The organism is Micromonospora sp. NPDC047756 (assembly GCF_055587245.1).
In genome coordinates, this window is record NZ_JBVJGQ010000002.1 from 528,035 (window position 1) to 554,350 (window position 26,316).

Here is a 26,316-nt window from a genome sequence, read left to right on the forward strand (position 1 = left end):
AATGACATCCCTGACCGAGAAGCGCGCAGCGCGCGCACAGCCTGCGACGCGCAAGATCCGTGGCAAGGTACCCCTTCGCGAGCACCTGATGGGATGGCTCTTCGTCGGGCCGTTCGGGGTGGTGTTCCTGGCGTTCCTCATTGCGCCGCTGGCGTACGCGCTGTATCTCAGCCTCTTTCAGAAGAAGCTGATCGGCGGCACCAGCTTCGTTCTCTTCGACAACTACGTGAAGGCGTTCACCGACCCGAGCTTCCTGTCCGGGGCGTGGTTCGTCATCCGCTTCTCGCTCGTCTCGATCCCGGTGCAGATCGTCATCGCGCTCGCGATGGCGCTCATCCTGGACTCGGTGACCACGCTGTTCGCCCGCTTCTCCCGCCTCATGATCTTCCTGCCGTACGCGATCCCGACGGTCATCGGCGCGGTCATGTGGGGGTTCCTCTACAGCAGGGGTTTCGGCCCGCTCACCGACATCTTCGGGCTCTTCGGCGCCACCGCACCGGACTTCCTGAGCAGCGACCTGATCTTCTACGGGCTGCTCAACGTCGTCACCTGGCAGTGGGCCGGCTACTACATGATCATCCTGTACGCCGCCCTGCAGGGCGTCGACCCGACGCTCTACGAGGCGGCCCGGATGGACGGCGCCGGGCGGTGGCAGATCGCGACGCGGATCAAGATCCCGCTGATCGCGCCGGCGCTGATCCTGATCCTGGTCTTCTCGCTCATCGGCACCCTGCAGTTCTTCAACGAACCGCAGATCCTGCGGTACCTCGCCGCGGGCGCGATCGGCTCGGACTTCACCCCGAACATGTACGCGTACCAACAGGCGTTCTCCCTCGCCAACTTCAACTACGGCTCCGCGATCTCCTTCGCCCTGGGCGGGATCGTGTTCATCTGCGTGTACGCCTTCCTGTTCTTCACCCGCAAGCGGAGGAGCTTCCTGTAGATGACCGAGCACACGAGCGTTCGCGCCGGCGCCCGCCGACCGCAGCGCTACCTCCCCCTGCAGATCCTCCTCGGCTTCCTGGTGATCTATTTCCTCGTGCCGTTCTGGTGGGTCATCGTCAACAGCTCCAAGGACGCGCCGGGCCTGTTCGGCGGCGGCAACACCCTCTGGTTCACCGACCAGATCGACTACCTCGGGAACCTCAAGCAGCTCTTCACCTACGACGGTGGCATCTACCTGCGGTGGATTCTCAACTCCACGCTGTACGCCATCGCCGGCGGCATCGGCGCCACGGTCCTGGCGGTGATGGCCGGTTACGGGTTCGCCAAGTACCGCTTCGCCGCCCGACGCTTCAGCTTCGCCGTGGTGCTCGGCGCGCTGATGGTGCCCGCCACCGCTCTGGTCATCCCGACCTTCATCATGTTCTCCGGGCTCGGCCTGACCAACACGGTCTGGGCGGTCATCCTCCCGTCGCTGCTCAATCCGTTCGGCGTCTATCTGATGCACGTGTACGCGCGCGACGCGGTCCCCGACGAACTCCTGGACGCGGCGCGGGTCGACGGCGCGGGGGAGGTGCGGACGTTCATCCAGATCGCCCTTCCGCTGATGCGTCCCGCGGTGGTCACCGTGCTGCTGCTGTCCGCGGTGGCGTCCTGGAACAACTACTTCCTGCCACTGGCCATGCTCTCCGACAACCGACTCTTCCCGGTCACCGTCGGTCTCGGTCTCTGGCAAGGCATCGCGTCCGCGAACAACGCGGGAGGCACCTCGCTGTGGAGCCTCATCATCCTGGGCTCCCTGGTGTCGGTGATCCCGCTGATCATCGCGTTCTTCAGCCTGCAACGACACTGGCGTGGCGGCCTCTCCGTCGGAGGTCTCCGGTAGGCCGCGCCGACGCCACCAGCCAACCCACCACACGCGCATTGATCGCCGCGCAGGACGCGGCCGGACGGATGACAGAGAGGTGTGCTGATGTCGACGACGAATCGACCGCTGCGCAGCGGGGAGTGGTTCGGTGCGGAAGGCCGCAACGGGTTCATCCATCGGTCCTGGATGCGCAACCAGGGGTTCGCGGACGACGTCTTCGACGGTCGCCCGGTGATCGGCATCGCGACCACCTGGTCGGAGTTGACACCCTGCAACGCCCACCTGCGCGATCTCGCCGAGTCGGTGAAGCGCGGCGTGTGGGAGAGCGGGGGCCTGCCGCTGGAGTTCCCGGCGATGAGCCTGGGCGAGCCGCTGATGCGACCCACGACGATGCTCTACCGCAACCTGCTGGCGATGGAGTTGGAGGAGTCGGTCCGGGCCAACCCGCTCGACGGGGTGGTCCTGCTCTCCGGCTGTGACAAGACCACCCCCGGCCTGCTCATGGGAGCGGCCAGCGTCGACCTGCCGACACTGATGCTGACCGGCGGCCCGATGCTCAACGGCAAGTTCCGTGGCCAGGACATCGGCTCCGGCACCGTCGTCTGGCGTTTCACCGAGGAGATGCGGGCCGGTCGGATGAGCGCGGCCGACTGCTCCGAGGCGGAGGTCGGCATGTCCCGCAGCCGGGGTCACTGCATGACAATGGGCACCGCCTCCACGATGGCCTGCGTGACCGAGGCGCTCGGTGTGCAACTGCCGGGGGCTGCCGCCGTGCCGGCGGTCGACTCCCGGCGGTACGCGCTCGCGCACGCCGCCGGACGTCGGATCGTCGCCATGGTCGAACAGGACCAACGGTTGTCCACGGTGCTCACCCGGCAGGCGTTCGAGAACGCAGTCCGGGTCAACGCCGCCATCGGCGGCTCCACCAACGCGGTCGTACACCTGCTCGCGATCGCCGGACGCCTCGGCGTCCCGCTGTCGCTGGAGGACTTCGACACCCTCACCGCGGACGTGCCCATGCTCGTCAACCTCATGCCGTCCGGGACGTACCTGATGGAGGACTTCGCCTACGCGGGCGGCCTCCCGGTGGTGATGAAGGAACTTGCCCCGCTGCTGCACATGGACCACATCACCGTCAGCGGCAGGAGCGTGGCGGAGAACGTCGACGGCGCGCAGTGCTGGAACCGGGACGTCATCGCCACCATGGAGGAGCCGTTCCAGCCCGCCGGGTCGGGCACCGTGGTGCTGCGCGGCTCGCTCGCGCCGTCCGGAGCGGTGCTGAAGGTCTCCGCCGCCTCCGCCCACCTCCTCGCGCACACCGGCCCGGCGCTCGTCTTCGACCGGATCGAGGAGTACGTCGTCGCCGCCGACGATCCGGACCTCGACGTCACCCCCGACACGGTGATCGTCGTCCGCAACGCCGGTCCCCGGGGCTACCCCGGCTTCCCGGAGGTGGGCAACGTGCCCATGCCACGGCGGCTGCTCGCGGACGGCATCACGGACATGGTGCGGATCTCCGACGCCCGGATGAGCGGCACCGGCTACGGCACCTGCGTCCTGCACGTGGCACCGGAGGCGTCAGTGGGTGGCCCGCTCGCGCTGGTACGCAGCGGCGACCTGATCTCCGTCGACGTCGCGACGCGCCGTCTCGACCTGCTGGTCGACGACGCGGAGCTCGCCGTACGCCGTGCCGCCTGGCAGCCTCCGAAGCCGGCGGCCGACCGGGGATGGGTGCGGCTCTACAGCGAACACGTTCAGCAGGCAGACAGCGGCGCGGACCTCGACTTCCTCGTCGGTGGCAGCGGCAGCGCGGTGCCCCGTCACTCACACTGACGGCCACGAACGGACGAGGCCCACGAGGAACTGATTCCATGGAAGAACGGATGGCCCGCCAGTGCGAGTTCACACGAAGGCCGCTGTGACGGCGGCCGACCGGCCACCGGTCATGGCTGACGTCGCTCGCCTGGCGGGCGTGTCACACCAGACGGTCTCCCGGGTCATCAACGGCGCGCCCAGCATCAGGCGCGAGACCCGGGAACGGGTCCTGGAAGCGATCCGACGGCTCGACTACCGCCCCAACACGGCGGCCCGCGCGTTGGTTCGCGGGCGGTCCGGGATGATCGGCATCATCGGCACGGCCAGGACGTTGTTCGGTCCGACGAGCATCCATCGCAGCGTCGAGGACGCGGCCCGGGCGGCCGGCTACTTCGCCACCTCGGTGAGCCTGTCCGAGGTGACGGTACGGGCGCTCAGCGACGCCACCGAACACCTCATGCGCGTCGGCGTGGAGGGCGTCGTGATGATCGCCGGCAACGACGAGGCCCTCGAGGTGGTGCGGATGACGCGATCGAGCGTCCCGTTCGTCGTCGTGGAGGGCGACGTGTCCCGGGCCAGCGTGACCGTCGGCGTCGACCAGGTGCTCGGCGCCCGGATGGCCACCGAGCACCTTCTCGACCTCGGACACCGGGAGATCGTGCACGTGAGCGGTCCGCTCAACTGGGCGGAGGCCCGTGCCCGACTCGAAGGCTGGCGTCAGGCGATGAGTGCGGCGGGTCTACGCCCGCCGGAGCCGGTCGAGGGTGACTGGAGAGCGCACAGCGGCTACCTCGCCGGGCTGCGGGTCGACGAGATGCCCGGGGCCACAGCGGTGTTCGCCGCCAACGACCAGATGGCCATCGGTGTGCTGCGCGCGCTGCACGAGCGTGGACGGCGGGTGCCGCACGAGATCTCCGTCGTCGGATTCGACGACGTCCCCGAGGCGCCCTACCTCATCCCGCCGCTGACGACGATCCAGCAGGACTTCGACGCGGTCGGTCGGCGGGCCATCACCGCCGTCACCCAGGCCATCGACGACACGGTGCCGCACCGCCTGCCGCTGGTCGTCCCCAAGCTCGTGGTGCGGCAGAGCACGGCGTCGCCGACAGCCACCTGACCAGCCGACGGTCCGAACCGCGGCGACGGGCGGGAGCCCCAGCCGGTGGCCGGGGCTCCCGCGACGTACGTGGTGCTTCGGGTGATCGAGGTGTTCAGAGGGTGAAGACGAGGGTGGAGATGCTGCGGGCGCCGACGTTGATGGTGGCCTGGCCGCCGTTGACGCTGGTGGGCTGGCTGGCCGCGTTGGCGTTCTGCGAGGTGAGGTAGTGCTCGGCCCGGGTCACGTTCTGCGGGGCCTGGATCACGGCGTTGTTGACCGCGCTGTTGGAGCGGTTGAGGATCACCAGGGTGATCTTCCCGTCACCCTGGTAGGCGGTCACCTCCAGCGGGGAGGCCTTCGAGCTCTTCGTCAGGGCGACCCGCTGGTAGCCGGGGCGCACGTACTTCGCGTACTGCGAGAAGGCGTACCCGCGCTTGAGGGGTGCGCCCGCGACGGTGCCGAACGCCGACTCGCCATCGCCGATGAAGGAGTAGTAGCGCTTGCCGTACCACCAGATGTAGGCGTTCCAGTTGGCCTCCATCGACTTGTGCACGGTGCGCATGATGTCGTCCAGGGTCTCGTTCCAGACCGCCGTGTTGGCCGGGTTGCCCCAGATGTTGGAGCCGCCACCGTCGGCGGCGTGCAGGTTCCACTCGGTCATCCACACCGGCTTGTTGTGCTGCTGGGCCAGCGAGTACGGCCGCAGCCGGCCGGACTCCTCCGTGCCGTAGAGGTGCCCACCGATGTAGCCGATGTTGTTGCGGGCGGTCGCGTCGTTCAGGGTCGGGTCGGTGAAGTTGTAGTTCATGTTCACCGCCTCGGCGACCATCAGCTTGGTGTTCTGCACCTTCGTGCCCTGGTCGCGGACGAAGGTGCGCAGTTCGGTGCCGCTCCAGTCCATCGAGTCGTAGTCCGGGTGCCAGTCGGGCTCGTTCTGCACCGAGGTGACGTCGATGGGGACGCCCTGGCCACGCATGTACTGCACGTAGCTGTTGAGGTGGTTGGCGTAGTCGTCGTAGTAGTCGGTCCTCAGCTTGCCGCCGTTGACCCGGCTGTTGTTGGTCTTCCACGCCGCCGGCGCGGTCCACGGTGAGGCGAGGATCTTCACGTTCGACCCGTACGACTTCGCCGTCTTCAACGAGTTCACGTGCGTCGCCCACTCGTTGGACTCTGGCGACAACCCGGTCCGCACGATCGACAGCCCCAACTGGTTGGCACCCATCCCGACCAGCGTCTGGGTGTCCGTCGTCGACCAGGCGCTACCCCAGATCGACTGCGCGGCCCCGAACCCGTCGACGGTCTGGTACCTGGTCGCGTTGTTCACAGTGATGTCCGCCGGCCCGGTGGGGGGCGGTGGGTCGGTCGGCGGCGGAGTCGTCGGCGGCGGGGTCGTCGGCGGCGAGGTCGGCTCGGTGCCACCGGTGCAGCCCACCCCGTTCAACGCGAAGATGGTGGGATCGGGGTTGCTGCCGGTCCAGGATCCGTTGAAGCCGAACGACACCGTCCCGTTGGTCGGGATGGCCCCGTTGTAGCTGACGTTCCTGGCGGTGACCGCGGTGCCGCTCTGCGTCAGTGTCGTGTTCCAGGCCTGGGTGACGGTCTGGCCGGCGTTGTAGTTCCAGGTCAGCGTCCAACTCGTCACCGCGTCACCGAGATTGGTGATGGTGACGTTCGCGCCGAATCCACCCTGCCACTGTGGATTGGGAGCGCTCCCAGATGCTTGATTCAGAAAGTTAATTCGTCCAACGATTCCTGTCAATGCAATCCGCCCTGGATCGGCGGCCACGTCAGCGGCCGCAGGCGTCGCACGGGCTGCGAGTGCGCAGGTGGTAGTCGGTGGACGCGACGAGCAGACCCAACCCGATGACGAGGTACGCCGACATCGCCACCCACAGGAACGCGTCGGAGAACTCGCTGGGCGAGCCCGTCGTCACCTGCACCATGCCCATCCCGAAGTAGGCCACGATGCCCGCGCCGAGCCCGAAGCCGGGCACCAGAAGCACAAGGCGAGGAATTGTCCGTCCGGCGAGCAGTGGAACCCACCACGGCCAGACCTCGCCCCAGTGATGCGCCAGTGCCAGCGGCAGCAGCACTCCGGCCAGCACCAGGCCGATCTCCAACCCGAGCAGGGAGGCGCTCTGGTCGACGCTGTCGAACCCCACCACGAACTGGGCCGCGAAGCGGGTCACGAGACCGCCCACGGCGACCCACGCGGCCCGGCGCGCCCACCTCGCGGGTGCGGAGCGCCGCGTACCCGGTCGGACCGTCCGGCAGCAGGCCGGGCAGTCGCCCCGGGTGCGCCGCTGATAGCGCCCTGTGGCCAGGGCGAGCAGCACCGCTCCAGTGACACAAGCGAGCCGGCTGACGAACGCCAACGGGTCGAAGAACGGGCCGACGGTGAACAGCAGGAAGCCCACCAGCTCCGGCAGCAGGATCGCGGCCGCCGCGACCAGCGCTCCAGCGACGGCCCAGGCGAGCCCTGCCAGTGCTGGCCGCCAGGTCGCCACCCGGTCCAGGGCAACCGCCAACCCGCCCGCGGCCGCGCACAACGCCACCGACCACCAGCCGGTGAAGCCGAGCAGGTCCAGCCCGAGCCGCCCGAACTCCGGCGCCTCGCCGACCGTCCAGGCCAGACGTACGCCCCCGTATGCCACGGCCCAGCCGAGCACCGCGTACGTCAGGCCGTGGACGCTCCTCCCGGCGATCCGTGTCGATGTCGTCATGGACCGATCCTGCCGGCGTCCCAGGGTGGGTGGGACCCGCTGGCAGGGGAAGGCGCTCCCCCGCAGGGGGGAGTGCCGACGGCGCGCGCGGCGGGCGGACCCGCGGCGGTGCTGGCTATCCGGTTTGTGCCTCCGCGAGCGCGACTCCGGGCCATACCGCGCCCGGCCCGAGGGTGGGGGCGACCTTTCCACTTCAGCATGGCGAGAATGTCAAGCAGCTCGGCAACCCGAGGAATGATCGGCAGCAGAGATAAGTTGTCTGACAAACGATAGGTAGAAAATATGATGGGTTGATCAAACGATTGCGTGGATGGTGAAGCGATGTCGGACTACGGACACGAACTCCGGTTTGGGGCGTTTTTGACGCCCAGCGTGCACGACCCGGACCAGGTGGTGGCGCTGGCCGAGCAGGCCGAGGCCGCAGGGCTGGACCTGGTCACCTTCCAGGACCACCCCTACAACGCGGAGTTCCTCGACACCTGGACGCTGCTCAGTTGGGTCGCCGCCCGCACACAGCGGCTCCGCATCTCGGGGAACGTCCTCAGCCTGCCGCTGCGCCCGCCGGCCGTGCTGGCCCGGGCCGCGGCGAGCCTGGACCGGTTGTCGCACGGCCGATTCGAACTGGGCCTCGGCGCGGGAGCGTTCTGGGACGGCATCGAGGGCATGGGAGCTCGTCGGCTGACCCCGGGGCAGGGGGTCACGGCTCTGCGGGAGGCGATCGATGTCCTGCGCGGTGTCTGGGACGACACGGCCGCCGGCCCGCTGCGGCTGACCGGGGAGTACTACCCCGTACCTGGCATGCGGCGCGGCCCGAAGCCGGCCCATGACATCGATATCTGGCTCGGCGCGTACCAGCCGAAGATGCTGGCCCTGACCGGACAGAAGGCCAACGGCTGGCTGCCGACGCTGGAATACCTGCGGTCCCCGGACCGGGTGACCGCCAACCGGCTCATCGACGAGGCGGCCATCGCCGCGGGCCGCGAGCCCCGGGAGATCCGGCGGCTGCTCAACCTGTTCACCGTCGACGTCTCGTCGCGCAGCCGCGGCTTCCTCCAGGGTCCTGTCGCGCAGTGGGTCGACCAGCTCCTTCCGCTGGTCGTCGAGGAGGGGTTCAGCACCTTCCTGATCGGCCGTGACGACCCGCGCCTCATCCAGACCCTCGGGCAGGAGATCGCCCCCGCGCTGCGGGAGGCGGTGGCCAGGGAGCGCGCCGGCGCCGAGGTCGGCGGTGCGCCGGTCCGCACAACCGTCGCGCTGGCCCAGCGGCACCCCGCTCTCGACTACGACGCGCTGCCCCCGTCGCTGGTCAGCAACTCCGTCGAGCCCGGTGACACGGAGTACGAGGGGGTGCGCCACACCTACAGCCGGCACGGGTCGCCGGCCCTGGTGATCCGTCCGCGGAACGCCGCCGAGGTGGTCGACGCCGTGTCGTACGCCCGGACGCAGGACGTCCCCCTGTCGGTACGCAGCGGCGGGCACGGCATCAGCGGCCGGTCGACGAACGACGGGGGAGTCGTCATCGACATGTCGAGGATGAACAGGGTCCAGGTGCTCGACCGGGCGACCCGTCGGGTGCGGCTGGAACCGGGTGCCCGGTGGGGAGACGTGGCTCAGGCGCTCGCCCCGCACGGCCTGGCCGTGAGCTCAGGCGACTACGGAGACGTGGGCGTCGGTGGTCTCGCCACCACCGGCGGCGTCGGATACCTGGCGCGCAGGTACGGCCTGACCATCGACCATGTCGTGGCCGCCGAGATCGTCACCGCGGACGGCCGTCTGCTCCGCGTCGACGACGAGCACCACCCCGACCTGTTCTGGGCCGTCCGGGGCGCCGGCGGGAACTTCGGTGTGGTCACCGCGCTCGAGCTGGAGGCGTACGAGGTCGACAACGTCGTCTACGCGCACCTTGTCGCGGACGCGACCGACACGGCCGGACTGCTGCTCCGGTGGGGCCGGTTGGTCGAGGACGCGCCCCGGGAGTTGACGAGTTTCCTCTCCCTCTTTCCCGGCCGCCGTGGCAACCCACCGGCTGCCCAGGTGACCCTCGTCTATGCCGGTGACGATGTCGAGGCGGCGCAGTCCGCCCTGAGTCCGTTCCTGGAGATCGGGCCGATCCTCGACCAGCAGGCGCAGCTCGTGCCGTACCCGGCGATCGTCGTGCCGCCGGGCAACCAGCATCGGGGGCAGGGGCTGGAGGACACCCGCAGCGGTCTGTTGCACCACGTCACGCCGCAGGTGGCCGACCTCATGGACCACATGATCCATTCCGGTGACGTGATGATCGTGCAGGTGCGGTCCGTCGGTGGGGCGGTCAACGACGTCGCCAGCGACGCGACCGCCTACCCGCACCGGCAGCAGAACTTCTCGGTGCTCGCCGCCACCGTCGGGGAGCGCCGGCCTCAGCTCGACAAGCTGTGGGCCGAGCTGTACCCGCACCTCGACGGCCTGTATCTCAGCTTCGAGAGCGACACCGACCCGGCTCGACTGCTGGATGCCTGGCCCGAGCCCACCCTCGGCCGCCTGCGTGCCATCAAGGCCAGCTACGACCCGGACAACGTCTTCAACCGGAACTTCCCCATCCCACCGGCCGAGGCAATCGGCTAGAGGTTGCCGGACAGGTACTCGCGGCGACGCTGCGGTTCGAACTTCTCGATCGCGTACCGCAGCATCACCCGTGGCATCACCCGGTAGCGGCGGGCGAGGAAGTCCTCCTCCGCCGCTCTGTCCCGGTTGCCCACCTCGCGCAGCATCCAGCCCACCGCCTTCCGCACGAGGTCGTGCGGGTCGTGCAGGAGCCGGTCGCCGAGTCGGAAGGTCCACTCGAAGTCGCCGGCCTTGATGAAGGCGAAGGTCGCCATGATGGCGGTGCGCCGCTCCCACACGAGGCTGGACTCGGCCAACCGGTCCAGGACGTCCCGGTCCCTGTGGATCAGCCAGGGACCGACGATGTACGGCGCGGACGAGTCCACCAGGTCCCAGTTGTCGATGCTGCCGGTGTTGGCCAGGACGGTGCCGAAGATCTGACCCCGTTCCTGTTCGTCGCCCTTGGCGAACTTGCGCACCAGGATGAGCAGCGAGGTCAACCGTTCCTCGTGCGCGCCCTCGGTGAGCAGCTTCGTCGTCTCGGCCAGCGACAGGTCGCGCCAGAACCGGGCAACCAGCTTGCGCTGGTCGGGCACGGAGACACCGAGGGCCCGATCGCCCTCGCCGTACCCGCCGGGAACCATCTGGAGGAACCGGCTCGATGCCTCCGCGCGACGGGGGTCGGCGAGGCGGGCGAGTTCCCGACGCACGTCGGCGCTGGTGACCATGACCGCCCACGCTACCCGGGGCCGGCCGGCATCGCGTGGACCTCCGCACACCGGCCCGGCAGCCGCGGCCGTGAGCCGCGTGAGCTGCCCGGTGTGGGGGCTGGCCAGCACGCCTCGGCCGGGTGTGAGTGGGGGACCCGAGGGGTAGGACCAGGATTGCTGACGCCCCCTGCGGGCCGTGCCGGAACTGTCACTCCGGCGGACGCCGACCGAGAAGGGCCTTGAGCCGATGACGCAGCCGACGATGGATCCCGCGGACGCGTTGGCCGAGCTGGGCCGGGTCAGATTCGACGAGGTCAACCTCGACGACATGCTGCTCCGGATCGCCGAGCTCGCCAAGGCGAGCATTGCCGGGACGAGAGAGGTGACTGTCACGCTGCTCCGGGGTCCGGTCGGCTGGACCGGAGCATCCACCGGCGAGCTGGCCCGTCAGTTGGACGAGTGGCAGTACGAGGAGCACCGGGGTCCCTGCCTGGATGCCTCCGCCAGCGGTGACACCATTTCGGTGCCGGACATGGCGACCGAGGAACGCTGGCCGGTATGGGCGGAGAGGGCTCGCGCCGCCGGGGTGGGGAGCTCCCTCTCCATCGGGCTTCCGGTCCAGGCATCGGTGGTCGGCGCGTTGAACGTCTACAGCGAGTCGGTGAACGCATTCGACCCGTCCTCGATCATCAGCGCGGAGGGTTTCGGCGCGTACGCGGCAGTGGCACTGGCCAACGCGCACCTGTACGAGAACGCCGCCACGCTGGCGGCCCAGATGCAGGAGGCGATGCGCAACCGGGCGGTGATCGAGCAGGCCAAAGGGATCATCATGGGGAGCCGGCGGTGCTCGTCCGAGGAGGCGTTCTCGCTGCTGTCGAAGATCTCCCAGGACAGCAACCGGAAGGTGCGCGAGGTCGCGGAGTCCCTGGTCGCCCAGGCGGAGGGCAGGACCAAGCGGTGACTGCGCCCTGTCTGGTGGCCGCTCGTCGACAGGGCCACCCGCGCGAGGCGGGCGACCCTATCGACAGAACGCGGAACGGCTGACGTCAGTCAGCTCTCCGAGGGCTTGCGCACCGCGTCACGTACCCGGTCGATGACCGCCAGCACCGGGCCGGCGGCCAGGTTGCCCTTCGCGGACTGGGCGCTGGGATGGGGCCGCGTCGGCGCGGACGCCTCGGCCACCCGCACGGCCGTGGCGAGGCTGCGCAGCCGGTCGACCGGAACATGCTGGCGGAGCTGGGGAAACTCGTAGCGCTCCTCGTGCCGGGCGTGGCGGAGCACGGCGTCGCGCAGCAGGACGATGCCGGTGTCGAAGCCGTCGGCGTCCACGCCACCCTTGATCAGGGTTTGCAGGGTCTCCTTGGCCTGCCGCTCCTCGTCGAGGCGGTCGTCGACCATGGCGTCGCCGCCCCCGCCGGGCAGCGTCCGGGCGAGCGGGTGGATGACCTCCTCCTCCGCGGTCTCGTGGGCGGCGAGGAGCCTGACCAGGTCGTCGAAGGCGTCACGTCGGGTGTCGCCGGTGCCGCCGATGACCAGCAGGAAGAGCTGCTCGATCTCGGCGTGCTGGGCGAGCAACAGGTCGACCACATCCTCCTGCGGCGGCGAGGTGTGGGTGTCAGGCATGGCTGCCTCCCTTGGCGCGCAGCGTCTCGACGGGGTGCGGGCCCTCGGTCTCGATGCGGTACTCGTCACCGAAGCGTTCCCGGTGCATGTCGATGACCTGTTCGCTCGGCGGCTGCTGGCCGTCGTGCAGTTGCTGCTGCATCCACTCGAAGCGTTCGTGTGCCTCACGGACGTAGCCCTCGCCGAGTTTCGTCAGGTCGATCTGGGTGGCCAACAGGTGACGCAGGTAGTCCTTGTTGGGCTCGAAGGTCAGCGGCTCGGGAAGGCCGACACTGCCGACAATCTCCTCCGGCTCCCTGCCGTCGTGGCGACGGAGCAGGTCGGCGGCCTGCTGGAGGTGAGCCAGCTCCATCTGCAGGTGCAGCTCCCAGACCGCCTTGATCCGGGGGTCGCTCTCCTGCTGGAGGAAGGAGTAGTAGAGCCAGCACTCGTTGTACTCGTGGGTGAGCAGCCGCTCCCACCAGTTCTCGCCCGGGTCCAGCAGTGACTCGTAGTGGGTGACGTGCTCCTGCTCGATCAGGCTGATCTCCTGGTAGAGCTGGCGCGCGATCGGCTCCATGTACTGCGGGCCGACGTTCATGTAGTAGAACATCACCTGCTGCTCGGCCGACAGGATCGTCAACGCGTGCAGCTTCGAGCGCGGGTCGACCGAGTTGCGGTCGTACGGGGTGCGGACCTCGTCGAAGGGATGCCGGTGCTCCTGGATCGTCGGTCGGCCGGGCATGACCTCGGTGAGCCCGTCGACGATCTTCTCGGCCTTGCGCCGCTCGACCATCTCGTAGAGATTGGCGTAGCGGTACAGGTGGTCGAAGTCCTCCAGTACGCCGAACTCGTACGCCTGCTTGAGGTAGGGGTCGGGTTCGTGGCGGGCCACCCAGGCGGTGAGGTCGACGGCCACCTGCTCGTAGCCGAGAGTCGTCTCCAGCACACTGGCGACGCCGGGGAGCAGCCAGTTCACGACCCGCTGTTGCTGGCTCTCCAGGTATCGGACGTACGCGAGCTGTCGGCGGACCTCCTGGTCAGGGCAGTTCCGGGCGAACTGGTGCTGGAAATTGATCGCCTCGACCTCGATGCCGTTCATCGTGATGATCCGGCATCGGGTGTAGGGGTCGACCGCCTCCGGATCGATCGGCTCGACGTTCAGTTCACGCCAGTTGCGGATCTGGTCCTCGAGTGGAATTCCTTTGTGGTCCAACGGATTGAACATGTCTCTCCTTGTCGGGGGACGGTGGCCGCGCCGCCTACGGTTGGGCGGCGACGGACGGGCCGAGTGGCTGACGCGGCGGTGCGGCACGGCGGGGCAGGGGTGGGGGTGGGACCACTCCGCGGAGGCGAGCACCGGTCGGTGTGGATGTGCGGTAGAGGTGGAGGTGCCCCAGCACGCCGGCCACGTCGAGCACCCGGAGGGCGAACGGCGAGGGGTCGCGAAGCGTCAGCCGTCCGCCGGCCTGGGCGACCAGGTGAGCGGCGTGGAGCAGGGCGCTGACGGCGTGCGCGCCGAGGAAGCGGACCGCCGCGAGGTCCACGACAACCAGTGGGGTGGGCGTGCGGCAGAGAACCTGCACCAGCTCGGTGAGCAGATGGGCGTTGCTCATGTCGATCTCGCCGACGACCCTGATCTGGCTGGCGGCGCCGTCATGGCTCACCGACAGCGACATGATCGGCCGGTGCGGGCCGTACCGCGAGTTGGGTCCTGAAGACCGGAATGGGGGGTCCTGGTCGGTCACACGATGCCTCCGCCCTCGACGAGGGTGGCCGCCCGCCGCGTGCGTGCCGCGGCGAGGTGACCACTGGAGGGCGCGTGTCTTGACCCGACAAGGACCCTACCCGGGGGGTCGGGGCTCAAACCAACCCGGCGCTGCCGGACGACAACCCGTGGGCCAGCGGCATGTTGGGGTGTAGGGGAGCGCCCGGGGGGTAGGGCCCGCACATGCTGAAGCGAGCGGTGTGGCAGGGACTGGTGGCGGGTCTGGCCGGGGCAGCGGTGATGACGGCCGCGGAGAAGATCGAACAGCGGGTGACCGGTCGGCCCGACTCCTATGTTCCGGCCCAGGTTCTGGGGCGGCTGACCGGCCTGCCGGAATCCTCCGGTCAGCCGCCCCGGTGGCAGAACCTGGCAATGCACTACGGCCAGGGCGTGCTGGTCGGCGTGCTACGCAGCGTCATGGCGCAGACGGGCTTGCGGGGCGTGTGGGCGTCGACGATGTTCACCGCGCTGCGCCTGAGCAACGACCAGATCCTGGAGAACGCCACCGGCGTGGGGGCGCCGCCGTTCACCTGGCCCCGCTCCGAACTCGCCATCGACGTGTTGCACAAAGCCATCTACGCGTTTGCCACCGGAGCTGTGGCCGACGCGCTCGCCGCCCGCGACGGGGCGGGTCCCGGGCAGCGGCACGCGGCGCTCCGTCCCGGTCGTCACTCAGACGTCGGACCGCTGCCCCGGGCGGCCTGGGCACGAAGTGCTTAGCTGAACGGATGATCACACCCGTTCCCCTCGGTACCTGGCCGACGCCGCTGGAGGCCGCGCCCCGGCTCGCCGCCCGGCTGGGGCTGGCCGAGCTCTGGTTCAAGCGTGACGATCTCAGCGGCCTCGGTGGGGGTGGCAACAAGATCCGCAAGCTCCAATACACCTGCGCGCAGGCGATGGCCGACGGCGCCTCCACTGTCATCACCTCAGGGGCGCCGCAGAGCAACCACGCCCGGCTCACGGCGGCTGCGGCCGCGCGGCTCGGCCTCTCCTGCGTGCTGGTGCTCGCCGGCCCGCCTCCGGAGACCATGCGGGGAAACCTGCTGCTCGACGGGCTCGCGGGCGCGGAGATCGTCTGGAGCGGAGACCGTCCGCCCGCCGAGGTGGCGGCGGCCGAGGGCAAGCGACGCTCGGCGTACGTCATCCCGTTCGGCGGCACCTCTCCCGCGTCGGTACAGGGTTATGTGGACTGCGGTCGGGAGCTGCGGGCCCAGTTGCCGGACGCCGACGGTGTCGAGGTCGTGACGGCGCTCGGGTCCGGCGGGACGATGGCCGGCCTGGTGCGGGAGTTGGGCGCGCGGCGGGTCGTCGGCGTGGACGTCGGCGCCGTGCCGGACCCACGGGCGACGGTCGCCGGGCTGCTCGTCGGCGAGGTGGAGCCCGCGGAGCTGCGGATCGACGGCACCCAGGTGGGTGCGGGTTACCGCACGCTGACCGCCGCCGTTCGCGACGCGCTGGAGGTGACCGCGCGTACGGAAGGGGTCTTCCTGGACCCGACGTACACCGGTCGGGCGATGGCGGCGCTGCTGGCCGGCAGCTTCAAGCGCGGCGACCGGGTCGTCTTTCTGCACAGCGGCGGGCTGCCGGGGCTCTTCGGCCACCCCGAGCTGTAGGGCGCCGGCCGGGTATGCACCAGATCGAGCAGAACCGCGCCGACACCCTCGGCCCCGACCGGTACCGCGACTTCAGGGACGCGCTGGCACGTGGCATGGCGAGCCTTCCCGGGGCCGGCCAGGACACCGAGGGCTGAGCCGTGGGCATGTGTCGGCGCCGAACGGGTACGCCGCCGTGGCCCCGGGGGCCGGCGGAACGCGCAGGCTGACCGCTCTGAACGCAGCCGAGGAGCACCGACATGCCAATCGCCGGGCGGGCCCGACTCACGCCGACGGTCTCCCTGGTGCTGCTGGCGTCCATCCTCGTGTCGTTCCTGGCCGCGTCGGCGGCGCCGACCCCGCTCTACGCCACGTACCAGGAACGCTGGCACTTCTCACCGGTCACCACGACGATCGTGTTCGCCGTCTACGCCCTCGCGGTGCTCGCGTCGCTGCTCACCTTCGGCAAGTTGTCCGACCACGTCGGTCGGCGGCCGGTGCTGGGCGTCGCGATCGCGGTGCAGATGCTCGCGCTTGTCGTCTTCATCTTCGCCAACGGCGTACCGTCCCTGCTGGTCGCCCGCCTCGTGCAGGGGCTGGCGGCCGGGGCCGCCACCGGCGCCGTGGGCGCCGCCATGCTCGACATCGACCGGGCCCGGGGCACGCTGGCGAACTCTCTCGCCCCCGGTATCGGAACCGGAAGCGGCGCCCTGCTCTCGGCGTTGCTCATCCAGTTCCTGCCCGCGCCGACGCGACTGGTGTACGTCGTCCTGCTCGTCATCCTGCTGATCCAGGCCGTCGGAGTCGCGCTGATGCCGGAGACGGTGAGCCCGATGGGCGGGGCCCGCCGGAGCCTCCGGCCGGACATCGCTCTGCCCCGTCCGGTGCGCAAGCCGGTCCTGGTCGTGGTGCCGGTGCTCTTCGCGATCTGGGCACTGGCCGGGTTCTTCGGCGCGCTCGGCCCGGCGCTCGTCCGCAGTCTCATGAGCACGTCCATCGTGATCGGCGGTCTCGTCCTCTTCGTCTTCGCCGTCTTCGGGTCGGCAGCCGTGCTGATCCAGCGCAACACCGCCGCGCGGACCGTGATCCTGACCGGGATCACCGCGCTCATCCTGGGCATGGTCGTCACGTTGGTGTCGGTCATGGCGAAGTCCGTCCCGGGTTTCTTCGTCGGCCTCGCGCTCGGGGGCATCGGCTTCGGCAGCGGCTTCCAGGGCAGCCTCAAGACGGTCATGCCGCTGGTCGAGGCTCACCAACGTGCCAGCGTGCTGTCGGTGCTCTACGTCGTCTGCTACGTCGGCTTCGGTCTCCCCACGGTGATCGCCGGCTTCCTCGTGGTCTACGCCGGCGGCCTGCCGAGGACCGCCGACGAGTATTCGGTCGCCGTCGTCCTCCTCGCCGTGGTCGCCCTGTTGGGGGTGCGCAGGGCCACCCGGACGGCAGCGGGGTGATGCCGGAGAGCGGGTTGAGCAGTAACGCGAACAGTAGCGTGATGATCAGGAAGGGAGCGGGGGATGAGCCCGAAGGTTGACCAGGCGGACGCGGGTGCGACGTCGCGCATCGAGGGCCTCGACGTCAAGCTCGAGGTGATCGTCATTCCGGTGTCGGATGTCGACCGGGCGAAGGCGTTCTACGAGCGGCTCGGATGGCGGCTCGACCAGACGCCGCCCGGCATCGTCCAACTGACTCCGCACGGCTCCGCGTGCTCCGTGCAGTTCGGCCCCGGGCTCACGCCGGCGGCACCCGGCTCGGCCATGGCGTACCTGATCGTGTCCGACATCGAGGCGGCCCACGGCACCCTCGTCGCCGCCGGTGTCGAGGTCGGTGACGTCTTCCACGTCAGCCCGGACGGCCCGGTCGACGGGCCGGATCCGCAGCGGCGCAGCTACTTCTCGCGTGCCACGCTGCGTGACCCGGACGGGAACACCTGGCTCATGCAGGAGATCACCACCAGGCTTCCCGGGCGCATCGAGGGCGGCCTGACGTCGTTCGGCTCCACGAGCGACCTGGCGAGCGCGCTGCGGCGCGCGGCCGCCGCGCACGGTGAACACGAGAAACGTACGGGCGAGCATGACGACAACTGGCCCGACTGGTACGCGGCGTACATGGTCAGCGAGCAGTCGGGGGCGAAGCCGCCCGAGTGAGCTACGCCCACGCGTGGGACCTGCTGATCGACGTGCTGCCGGTGAGTCACCTGATGCCTCGCCGGCAGCACCGTCTCCGCTTCCTGAGCGCGCGACGCCACCCGTGCGCGCTGTTCGTACAGGCGATGTACGCGAGTTGTACGTCGAGCGCCGTACCATTCCCCGGACGCGATGATCTTCGATTCAAGCGGCACCGCCGGATTCAGAGCTGACCCGGGCATGCCGTGCCTCGTCGCCTGTGCGCGGTTCCCCGGCCGCCGGTAGGGAGGAGACCTCGATGACGAGTCCTGGTGCGGGCGGTGCGATGCCGTGACGCGGGTACGGTTTCTCGCCCTCGGCCCGCTGCACGCTGAGGTCGGCAGCGAGTGGCTGGACCTCGGGCCCGTCCGGCAACAGGCGGTCTTCGCGATCCTGCTGTTCAACGCGGACCGTGTGGTCACACCGGCGGCGATCCTGCAGGGCGTCTGGGGCGGCCAGATCCCGGCGACCGGCGTCAAGCTGATCCCGCCGTACATCTATCGCCTGCGACGCACGCTTCAGGCGGCGTGCGGAGGCCCCGACGACCCCGCGATCGACAGTTCCCGGATCGGCTACCGGCTGCGTCTCGGATCGGCCCGCACCGACGTCGCGGACTTCGACGAGGCGATGGAACGGGCCGCCGTGGCCGAGGCGGCCGGTGACCTGACCGGTGCCGCGGCGCTACTGGCGAAGGCCGAGCAGAGTTGGGCGGGCGAACCATTGGCGGGCCTGACCGGCCCGTACGCGGAGAGCCGTCGACAGCACCTGCTCGAACGCCGCATCGTCTGCCTGGAACACCGGCTGGAACTGCGCCTGCGGCTGGGCGACTGCCGCCGGGCGATCCCCGCGCTCACCGCGTTGCAGACGGAGTATCCGCTGCGGGAACGGCTGGCGATCATGCTGATGACCGCCCTGTACCAGACCGGCAGGCAGGGCGAGGCGATGGACGTGTTCGGGGCCTTCCGTACCCGCCTGGCGACCGAGTTGGGCGTCGAGCCGACCTCGGCGTTGTTCGCCGCGTACACCTCGATGTTGCGGGGCGACCTGGGCCCGGCCGTCGGTGCCGGGCCGTTTTTCCGGAGGACCCGCCCGGGGCCGTCCACGGCCACCCGCACCTGTCGGCCGAGGCGCTGACCACGCGCTGGGACGGGGGCCGGTCGACACCGTCTCCGGCCGCTGTAGCCGGGCGTCTCACTCGGGCGGGGTCACCGGGCCGCAGTGGCCGGGCGCGACGCGTACCAGCAGTTGCCGCACCACGTCCGCGGCGGGGTGGCCCAGGTCGTCGTAGATTCGGATGGCCCGCTGCCATGCCTCGGCGGCGGCCGGCGGGTCCGCCATCGCCTCGCGCGCCTCGCCGAGCCGGACGAGGGTCAGCCCCTCGTGATACCGGTTGGCCGACTCCTGGAAGCGTTGGACGGACTGCTCGTAGCAGAGCGCGGCTCTGGCCGGGTCACCGAGCCGGTGGTACGCGAAGCCCAGACTGTCCAGCGTCGCGGCCTGCCCGACGCGATCGTTGATCGCCTCCTGTTGGGCCAGCGCCTCGGCGCAGTCGACGACGGCCTGCTGGTAGTCGCCGGTCAGCGCGTGCAGGTAACCCTTGACGTTCAGCGCGCGCGCCTCGGCGTACCGGTTGCCGATGAGCTGCGAGACGCGCAGCGCCTCGGCGCTGTGCTTGAGCGCCTCGTCCAGCCGGCCGTACTGGGTGCAGTGCTCGGTGTACTGGCGCAGGATCAGCGCCAGGCTGTCCAGGTCCTCGAGCTGTTCGTACAGTTCCAGTGCCCGCTGTACGTGGTGCTCGGCCGCGTGCTGGTCGCCGAGCCGCATGAGCGCGCGGGCGAGCATCCGGCTGGCCTGCGCCTGCGCCCGGACGTCGCCGATCCGCTGCGCCGCCGCGAGCGCCGCCTGCTGGGCCGCGAGCTGCTCCTGGAACATGCCTCTGGGCGCGAGGTACGCGGCCAGGGCCCAGGCGAGCTGGCAGGCGTACCGCTCGAAGCCGGTCTCCGCGGCCTGACGCAGCACCCGCAGCAGGACGGGGTGCTCGGCGTGGAACCAGGCCGCCGCGACGACCCGATCTGGCATCGGCACGTGCACGTTCGCCGGCATCGGTGGTTCCACCTCGATGGGTGTCCAGGTCGGCTGGAGCAGCACCGCGCCGGGGTGCGCGCTGTGCAGGTAGTGGTCGTACATCCGGCGCGCGGCGACCTGGCGCTCCTCGGCCAGGTCGGATGCCTGGGCCAGTTCGGCGGCGTACGACCGGAGCAGGTCGTGCAGGGCGTACCGCTCGGGTAGGTGCTCGGTCAGCAGGTGCAGCCGGGTCAGCTCCTTCAGCAGCGGGGTGACCGCCGCCCGGGGGCGGCCGAGCAGCGCGGCGGCGGCGTCTCCGGTCAGGTCGGGGCCCGGGTGCAGGCCCAGCAGGCGCAGCAGGCGGGCCGCCTCGACGCTCAGCGCCCGGTACGACCAGGAGAAGACCCGGCGGACGTCCCCGTCGGCCAGTTGCTCAAGGCGGGACTCGGACTGGCGGAGTTGGGCCGCGACGGCGTCGATCGGGAAGGTGGACCGGGCGGTCAGCCGGGCCGCCACGATGGACAGCGCGAGCGGAAGTCGCCCGGTCGACTCGATCACCTCGCTGGTCGCCGCCAATTCCGCCGCCACCCGGGCGTCACCGAGGCGGCTGCGGAGCAGCCGCGTCGACTCGGCGGCGGTCAGCACCTCCAGCGTCAACGGTCGGGCGCCCTCGGCCACGGCGAGGCTGCTGAGCTGGTCGCGGCTGGTCACCAGGACCGCGCACCGGCCCACTCCGGGCAGCAGCGGGCGCACCTGGTCGGCGTCGCGCGAGTTGTCGAGGACGACGAGCATCCGACGCGAGGCGAGCAGGCTGCGGTACAGCCCGGCCCGAGCGTCGACGCTGCTGGGGATCCGGCCGACAGGTACGCCGAGCGCCTCGAGGAAGTCGACCAGGGCGTCGGCGGGGGACACCGCGTCCGCGTCGTCGTAGCCTCGGAGGTTGACGTACAACTGGCCGTCGGGAAAGCGGTCGGCGGCCCGGTGGGCCCAGTGCAGCGCGAGCGTCGTCTTGCCCACGCCGGCCATGCCGCTGATGGTGGCGATGTCCACAGTGGCTTGCCGTACGGCTCGGCCGCCGAGGGTCGCGTCGAGGAGGTCGAGTTCGGCGCTGCGCCCGACGAAGCCGGGCAGGGCCAGTGGCAGTTGCTGAGGGCGGCCCGGTGCCGCTCCGGCCGACGCGTCGTCCACCGGCCCGGCCGTCACGGTCTGCTGGCTGAGGCGGTGGTGCAGGATGTCGTCGTGCAACCGGGTCAGCTCGGGGCCGGGGTCCATCCCGGTCTCCTCGGCCAGCGCGCGTCTGGCCTGCTGGAAGGCGGCCAGCGCGCCGGCGATGTCGCCGATCTGGTAGAGGCCGGTCATGAGTTGGGACCAGGCCCGTTGCCGCAGTGGGTGACGGTCGAGTAGTGCCCGCAGCCGGGGGATCACCTGGGCGGCCTCGCCGAGCGCGAGCCGTGCTGCGGCGTGGTCCTCCTCGGTCAGCAGCCGCCGCTCGGTGATCCGCGCGACCCGGCCGGTGAGGAGCCGGGGCAGTGGCAGCCCGGCGAAGGCCGACCCCCGCCAGATGCCGAGCGCGCGGGCCAGCTCCGGCTGTGCCGCCGCCGGGTCGCCGGCGGTCAACGCGGCCCGTCCGCGCGCCGCCGCCGCGTCGAACCGGTCCACGTCCCGCTCGTCCGGCTCGACGCGAAGCAGGTAGCCGCCGGGTGTGGTGAGGATCCGGCGGCGCTCGTCCGCGGCGCAGTCGAGTGCCTGGCGCAGCCCTCGCAGGTAGGTGCGCAGGTTCGCGGCGGCCGAGGCGGGGGGCTGGTCACCCCACACCATCGTCATCAGCTCGTTGGCGGAGATCGCCTCACCCGGGCGTAGCAGCAGAGCGGCCAGCACCAGCTGCTGTTTCGTCGATCCGAGGGGGACCGGCCGGCCGTCCCGTGACACTGTCAGCGGCCCGAGCAGGTCGAAGTGGAGGGGCATCCTCACCTCAGGTTGCGGTGCCGGCCGGGCGAGACTGACGATCGCTTGAGCATCGATCGATGACGTTAGCACCGATTGAACATGATCTTCATGTTTGGTCGGGTGGTCGCCGGTGCGGCCCGGTCGGCCCGTCGCCTGTGCGGCCTGGTCGGCCCGTGGCCGGTGTGTGCGCCGGCCGGTTGCCGGTCAGCGCAGTCCGCGGATGAGGTTGTCGACCAGGGTGCGGGCGAAGTCCTCGGTGAGCGGCAGGTCGCCGATGAGGAGGCGGTGGTAGCACGCGCCCCAGAGCTGGTCGACGACGGATTCGGGGTCGATGTCGGCGCGTAGCTGCCCCCGGGTCATGGCCCGGGTGAGGGTCTCGACGGCGAGGGCCCGGCGGGGGGCGGAGTAGCGCTCGCGGTAGGCGGCGGCCAGTTCCAGGTCGGTCTGCGCCTGCCCGATGAGTTGGCTGATGACCCGTCCGGCGGTGGTGTCCCGCACCAGGTGGACGAAGGCGACCAGTTGGTCGGTCAGGTCGGCCACGATGTCGCCGGTGTCGGGGAACGCCAGCGTGGGCGCGACGACAGTGAAGTAACCGTCCAGGGCGAGCGCGCCCTTGGAGGGCCACCACTTGTAGATCGTCATCCGGCTGGCCCCGGCGAGAGCGGCGACCTTCTCGATGGTGAACCCGGCCATGCTCTCGGTCAGCAGGAGCTCACCGGCGGCCGTAAGGATCTCCGCTCGTACCTGATCGGTGGGCCGGCGGCCCCGACCACGGCGTGCTGGCGGCTGGGCCTCCGGCGTGAGCTCGGCCACTGGTCCTCCCGGTTATATGGACACGCTGTCTACTTGCTGGTTATATGGACACAGCGTACACAGCGGTGCCTGGACGCCACCAGCACCGACGACCGAAGGAGACGAGGGACATGACGGGTCTACGACGGCGACGGTTGGGTGCCTCCGGACCGGAGGTGTCGATCATCGGGCTCGGCGCGATGGGCATGTCCGACCTGTACGGGCCGGCCGACGAGGCGGAGAGCGTCGCGACGCTGCACGCCGCGATCGACGCCGGCGTGAACCTGATCGACACCGCCGACTTCTACGGCTCGGGTCACAACGAGATGCTGATCGGCCGGGTGCTGCGCGAGCGTCGCCGGGACGAGGTGGTGCTCAGCGTGAAGTTCGGCGCACGCCGGACACCAGACGGTGGCTTCCAGGCGGCACCGTACGACGTGTCGGCGGCGGCGGTGAAGGACCGGCTGGCGTACTCGCTGCGACGGTTGGGCACCGACCACATCGACATCTACCGGCCGTCGCGACTGAACCCGCAGGTCCCGGTCGAGGAGACCGTCGGTGCGCTGCTGGAGATGCAGCAGGCCGGCTACATCCGGCACATCGGGCTCTCCGAGGTGGGCGCCGACAGCATTCGCCGGGCGGCGGCGGTGGCACCGATCAGCGACGTCCAGATCGAGTACTCGCTGCTCTCCCGAGGCCCGGAGGACGCCATCCTGCCGGCGCTGCGCGAGCTGGGCATCGGGTTGACCGCCTACGGGGTGCTGTCCCGAGGTCTGCTCAGCGGCCACTGGTCGGCGGAGCGTGAGCTGACCGGCACCGACTTCCGGGCGAACAGCCCGCGCTTCCAGGGCGATAACCTGGCCGCCAACCTCCGCCTGGTGGACGCGCTCGGCCGGGTCGCACAGCGGCTCGGGGTGACCACCGGTCAGGTGGCGATCGCCTGGGTCGCGGCGCAGGGCGAAGACATCGTGCCGTTGGTCGGGGCGCGGCGGCGGGACCGGCTGACCGAGTCGCTGGCCGCTGTCGACGTGGTGCTCGACCAGGACGCGGTGGACGAGATCGAGCGGGCCGTACCGGCCGGCGCAGCCTCCGGCCAGCGGTACGCGACCGCCATGATGGGCCTGCTCGACAGCGAGAAGTGACGGCGGGGGAGCGGGCTCAGGAAGCTGCTCGCCAGACCCAGTTGCGGCGTTCGTAGAGCGGCACCAGCCCGGCCCGGCGCATGTTGTTCAGCGACGGGTTCTGCTGACCGGGCGCGGGCTTGCCGGTCTCGGCGAACAGCCACCGGCATCCCGCCTCGGCTGCGGCTCGGGCACGGGCGGCGATCAGCGCCGACTGCGCTCCGAGGCCGCGGTGACCGGAGGCGGTCGCGGCGGCGTTGAGCGACGCGGCCTCGCCGTGCAGGAACAGGTTGCCGCCGGCGACCAGCTCGCCGTCGTCCCAGGCCGCATGGGGTCGCCACGCCGGCTGGCCGACCGTCGCGGCCAGCATGTCGGTGAGCCCACCGGTCGGCATGCCGAACCCGGTGAGGAGCACGTCGGCCCAGGGCCGCGCCTCGGCGGCCGGCACCGGGGCAACGCGCAGACGGGTCTGCGCCGCGGCGACGTCGCCGGGTCGGGCGGCGAGCTTCACCCAGGTGCTCCCCGGCTCGAGCCCGCGCGCCGCGGCGACCTCGTCGAAGCCCCCCGGCAGCACCGACGGAACGAGCTGAAGGACTGCCTGGTCGACGCCCTGCTCCCGGTAGAAGTCGAGGACACGATCCAGGGTCTGCGCCGTGAACGGCTCGGCGGTGCCGAAGCCGAGGGCCTTGTTCCAGTACCCGCCGGAGGGATCGTTGCGCATGGCGAGAACGACACCGCCGCCGATGCGGGTGGTCGCGATCCCGAGCTCGGTGTACGCGGGCCCGGGCGCCTGCGACTCGTAGGAGTGCATGAATTCGCACTCCACGGCTTCGGCGAGCGGGGTCAGGTCGGCTGGCGCGGTCATCGGCTGATTATCGTCCGGCGCGTTCCCAGGCCCGCGCCAACTGCATCCGATTGTGAATGCCCAGCTTGTGGTATATGGAGCGGAGTTGGGTGTCCACGGTGTGGAAGGAGACGAAGAGACTCCTGGCCGCCTCCTTCTTCGTGGCACCGGTCGCGAGCATCTCGGCGACCCGCTCCTCGGCGGGGGTGAGCGCCTCGATGCCCCGGCTCGGCAGCTCGTCCGACGAGGGCCGGTGGCGCGGGGTGGCGGCGAGGTCGGCGTAGCGCTGGTCCGCGATCGCCTGGTCGCCAGGGGCCCCGATCCGGGCGTACAGGGCAGCCGCCTCGTGCGCGGCGTCGCGCGCTTCTCCGGACCGCGCCCGAGGGCAGTTGGCGAGGTCCAGCAGCGCGTCGGCCAGGGCCGGCCGGGCGGCGGTGGTGCGCAGGTGGTCGACCGCCGACCGGAGCGCGCCAGGGTCACCGTCGCGCAACCCTCGGCTCTGGTCGGCCAGCGCTCGCCACAGCGGCACCGGCGTCCGGACGGACACCAGCTCCACCAGTTCGGTGACCCGACCGGCGGCCTGGGTGTCGCCGGCGGCCGTCGCCGCGCGTACCAGTCGGGGGCCGAAGTGCGGCACGGGCAGGAGCGGCCGGACCGACCGGTGCAGGTCGGCGACGACCCTGGTGAGCAGGCCCGCCGGAGTGCTGAGGGTGGCATCGCGCACCGCCACACAGAACGCCAACGTCCACAACGTACGGTCGGGCCATCGGTCCTCGGCCAGGCAGGTGCGGAGGATGGCGCGGGCGTCGTCGTGTTCGCCACGGCGGTAGCGGACCTCGCCGATCACCGCGACCAACAGGGCACGTACCTCCCTGCTGAGGTTCGCCGGACCGGAGCTGAGCGTCGTGACGGCCAGTGCGGCCGCCTCGGGTAGCTCTCCCACCGCCACCATGCGCAGGCAGTCCAGCGCGGTCAGCCCGGTGAGTGAGCCGTCGGTCGCCTCGGGCGGCTGGCGGGTCGCGGCCCGCGCGTCCTGGTGCCGGCCCAGACCGAGCTGCACGAGGATGCGTTCCGCCCGGATGGACGGGGCGTCGGCGCGTGCCGCCCAGGAGTCCGGGTCGAGGGCCGCCAGCACGGCGTGGGCGCCCGGCAGATCGCCGTGCGCGAGTGAGCGGGCGGCCCGGCCAAGGGCCAGATGGCGAGCGGACGCCTGATCACCCGACGTGGCGTGTGCGGTACCCGCGTCGCGCAGCAGGGCATCGGTGTCCGGATGTCCCGTGCGGGCCGCGATCGTGGCGACCAGGGCGAGCACCGCGCTGCGGCTGCGGTCGTCCAGGCGGAGGTGCAACGCCTCCCGCAGACCGACGAGGGCGGTGGTCGGCTGTTCCAGTGCCACGATCTGCGCCAGGCGTCCGAGCAGCATGGTGCGGTGGCGCTCGCCGCCGCGACTCGTGGCGATCTCCGCCGCCAGGACGTGCAGCGCCTCCATCCCGCGCCCGGCCAACCGGAGCTGGTCCGCCGTGGCGAAGAGCCGGTGCCGTCGTTGTTCGGCGTCGGTGGCGATGTCGTCGGCCGGAAGCGTCCCGGCGTTGAAGGGTGATTCGGACAATGGCGTTCTCCCCGGTTGTTACCAGGCGCGTCGAAAGGCCGTCCTGCGACCGAGCCTATCCACGTCGTCCGGCAGGGG

23 protein-coding genes are annotated in these 26,316 nt (G+C 70.6%); 13 read left to right on the forward strand and 10 right to left on the reverse strand.

The genetic code is table 11. The features are described from left to right. Position 1: 1 nt before the first annotated feature. The 4 genes from ACZ6NZ_RS07475 to ACZ6NZ_RS07490 all read left to right on the forward strand — a co-directional run bounded on the left by ACZ6NZ_RS07475 (position 2) and on the right by ACZ6NZ_RS07490 (position 4,742). The gene (locus ACZ6NZ_RS07475) at positions 2–943 is read left to right on the forward strand and encodes a carbohydrate ABC transporter permease (RefSeq protein WP_465856703.1); all 942 of its coding nucleotides are present in this window, start codon (positions 2–4) and stop codon (positions 941–943) included. Further along, the gene (locus ACZ6NZ_RS07480) at positions 944–1,828 is read left to right on the forward strand and encodes a carbohydrate ABC transporter permease (RefSeq protein WP_366609172.1); all 885 of its coding nucleotides are present in this window, start codon (positions 944–946) and stop codon (positions 1,826–1,828) included. 87 nt (positions 1,829–1,915) lie between these two features. After that, positions 1,916–3,643, forward strand: a complete 1,728-nt coding sequence (locus ACZ6NZ_RS07485) for an IlvD/Edd family dehydratase (RefSeq protein WP_465856705.1) — start codon at positions 1,916–1,918, stop codon at positions 3,641–3,643. Positions 3,644–3,755: 112 nt separating this feature from the next. Next, positions 3,756–4,742: a LacI family DNA-binding transcriptional regulator gene (locus tag ACZ6NZ_RS07490; RefSeq protein WP_366609174.1), complete on the forward strand. Its 987-nt coding sequence runs from the start codon at positions 3,756–3,758 to the stop codon at positions 4,740–4,742. 94 nt (positions 4,743–4,836) lie between these two features. On the opposite strand, the gene ACZ6NZ_RS07495 is transcribed toward ACZ6NZ_RS07490, so the two are convergent. Then, positions 4,837–6,474 (reverse strand): cellulose binding domain-containing protein, encoded by a 1,638-nt coding sequence (locus ACZ6NZ_RS07495; RefSeq protein WP_465857392.1) that lies wholly within the window; start codon positions 6,472–6,474, stop codon positions 4,837–4,839. Positions 6,475–6,511: 37 nt separating this feature from the next. Then, the gene (locus ACZ6NZ_RS07500; protein WP_465856708.1) at positions 6,512–7,447 is read right to left on the reverse strand and encodes a hypothetical protein; all 936 of its coding nucleotides are present in this window, start codon (positions 7,445–7,447) and stop codon (positions 6,512–6,514) included. Positions 7,448–7,768: 321 nt separating this feature from the next. Between ACZ6NZ_RS07500 and ACZ6NZ_RS07505 the strand changes: the two genes are divergently transcribed. Beyond that, the gene (locus ACZ6NZ_RS07505; RefSeq protein ID WP_465856710.1) at positions 7,769–10,048 is read left to right on the forward strand and encodes an LLM class flavin-dependent oxidoreductase; all 2,280 of its coding nucleotides are present in this window, start codon (positions 7,769–7,771) and stop codon (positions 10,046–10,048) included. Here ACZ6NZ_RS07505 and ACZ6NZ_RS07510 read toward each other — a convergent pair. Continuing rightward, positions 10,045–10,755 carry a DNA alkylation repair protein gene (locus ACZ6NZ_RS07510; RefSeq protein ID WP_465856712.1) on the reverse strand — a complete coding sequence of 237 codons (711 nt, stop codon included), beginning with the start codon at positions 10,753–10,755 and terminating at the stop codon, positions 10,045–10,047. The genes ACZ6NZ_RS07505 and ACZ6NZ_RS07510 overlap by 4 nt on opposite strands. Positions 10,756–10,984: 229 nt before the next feature. Here ACZ6NZ_RS07510 and ACZ6NZ_RS07515 point away from each other — a divergent pair, with 229 nt between their 5' ends. Then, on the forward strand, positions 10,985–11,698 hold the full coding sequence (locus tag ACZ6NZ_RS07515) for a GAF and ANTAR domain-containing protein (protein ID WP_465856714.1): 714 nt from the start codon (positions 10,985–10,987) through the stop codon (positions 11,696–11,698). A gap of 89 nt (positions 11,699–11,787) precedes the next feature. Here the strand turns inward: ACZ6NZ_RS07515 and ACZ6NZ_RS07520 are convergent, their stop codons facing one another. Genes ACZ6NZ_RS07520 through ACZ6NZ_RS07530 form a run of 3 tightly spaced genes read right to left on the reverse strand, consistent with a single transcriptional unit; the run spans position 11,788 to position 14,018 of the window. After that, positions 11,788–12,360 carry a hemerythrin domain-containing protein gene (locus ACZ6NZ_RS07520; RefSeq protein WP_465856716.1) on the reverse strand — a complete coding sequence of 191 codons (573 nt, stop codon included), beginning with the start codon at positions 12,358–12,360 and terminating at the stop codon, positions 11,788–11,790. Further along, complete coding sequence (locus ACZ6NZ_RS07525; RefSeq protein WP_465856718.1) at positions 12,353–13,567, reverse strand: hypothetical protein; 1,215 nt, start codon at positions 13,565–13,567, stop codon at positions 12,353–12,355. The genes ACZ6NZ_RS07520 and ACZ6NZ_RS07525 overlap by 8 nt, the downstream gene beginning before the upstream one ends. A gap of 34 nt (positions 13,568–13,601) precedes the next feature. Beyond that, a complete protein-coding gene (locus ACZ6NZ_RS07530) occupies positions 13,602–14,018 on the reverse strand; it encodes an STAS domain-containing protein (protein ID WP_465856720.1) in 417 nt (138 codons plus the stop codon). A gap of 272 nt (positions 14,019–14,290) precedes the next feature. Here ACZ6NZ_RS07530 and ACZ6NZ_RS07535 point away from each other — a divergent pair, with 272 nt between their 5' ends. From ACZ6NZ_RS07535 to ACZ6NZ_RS07560, 6 genes are all read left to right on the forward strand, one after another. After that, positions 14,291–14,827, forward strand: coding sequence for a hypothetical protein (locus ACZ6NZ_RS07535; protein WP_366609186.1), 537 nt, complete (start codon positions 14,291–14,293; stop codon positions 14,825–14,827). 8 nt (positions 14,828–14,835) lie between these two features. Beyond that, positions 14,836–15,720, forward strand: a complete 885-nt coding sequence (locus tag ACZ6NZ_RS07540; RefSeq protein WP_465856722.1) for a pyridoxal-phosphate dependent enzyme — start codon at positions 14,836–14,838, stop codon at positions 15,718–15,720. A 14-nt stretch (positions 15,721–15,734) separates the two neighbouring features. Then, positions 15,735–15,857, forward strand: a complete 123-nt coding sequence (locus ACZ6NZ_RS07545) for a hypothetical protein (RefSeq protein WP_465856724.1) — start codon at positions 15,735–15,737, stop codon at positions 15,855–15,857. 102 nt (positions 15,858–15,959) lie between these two features. Next, a complete protein-coding gene (locus tag ACZ6NZ_RS07550; RefSeq protein ID WP_465856726.1) occupies positions 15,960–17,150 on the forward strand; it encodes an MFS transporter in 1,191 nt (396 codons plus the stop codon). A 63-nt stretch (positions 17,151–17,213) separates the two neighbouring features. Then, positions 17,214–17,843 carry a VOC family protein gene (locus ACZ6NZ_RS07555; RefSeq protein WP_465856728.1) on the forward strand — a complete coding sequence of 210 codons (630 nt, stop codon included), beginning with the start codon at positions 17,214–17,216 and terminating at the stop codon, positions 17,841–17,843. Between the two features lie 309 nt (positions 17,844–18,152). Beyond that, entirely contained in the window at positions 18,153–18,995 is an 843-nt protein-coding gene (locus ACZ6NZ_RS07560; protein WP_465856730.1) for an AfsR/SARP family transcriptional regulator, read from the forward strand. Positions 18,996–19,052: 57 nt separating this feature from the next. Here the strand turns inward: ACZ6NZ_RS07560 and ACZ6NZ_RS07565 are convergent, their stop codons facing one another. Then, positions 19,053–21,890, reverse strand: a complete 2,838-nt coding sequence (locus tag ACZ6NZ_RS07565) for an AfsR/SARP family transcriptional regulator (protein WP_465856732.1) — start codon at positions 21,888–21,890, stop codon at positions 19,053–19,055. A gap of 186 nt (positions 21,891–22,076) precedes the next feature. Beyond that, positions 22,077–22,685 (reverse strand): TetR/AcrR family transcriptional regulator, encoded by a 609-nt coding sequence (locus ACZ6NZ_RS07570; RefSeq protein ID WP_465856734.1) that lies wholly within the window; start codon positions 22,683–22,685, stop codon positions 22,077–22,079. A 110-nt stretch (positions 22,686–22,795) separates the two neighbouring features. Here ACZ6NZ_RS07570 and ACZ6NZ_RS07575 point away from each other — a divergent pair, with 110 nt between their 5' ends. Then, complete coding sequence (locus ACZ6NZ_RS07575; protein WP_465856736.1) at positions 22,796–23,806, forward strand: aldo/keto reductase; 1,011 nt, start codon at positions 22,796–22,798, stop codon at positions 23,804–23,806. 16 nt (positions 23,807–23,822) lie between these two features. Here ACZ6NZ_RS07575 and ACZ6NZ_RS07580 read toward each other — a convergent pair whose 3' ends face one another. Continuing rightward, complete coding sequence (locus ACZ6NZ_RS07580) at positions 23,823–24,650, reverse strand: GNAT family N-acetyltransferase (RefSeq protein WP_465856738.1); 828 nt, start codon at positions 24,648–24,650, stop codon at positions 23,823–23,825. Between the two features lie 7 nt (positions 24,651–24,657). Beyond that, a complete protein-coding gene (locus ACZ6NZ_RS07585) occupies positions 24,658–26,238 on the reverse strand; it encodes a helix-turn-helix transcriptional regulator (RefSeq protein ID WP_465856740.1) in 1,581 nt (526 codons plus the stop codon). Positions 26,239–26,316: the final 78 nt, after the last annotated feature.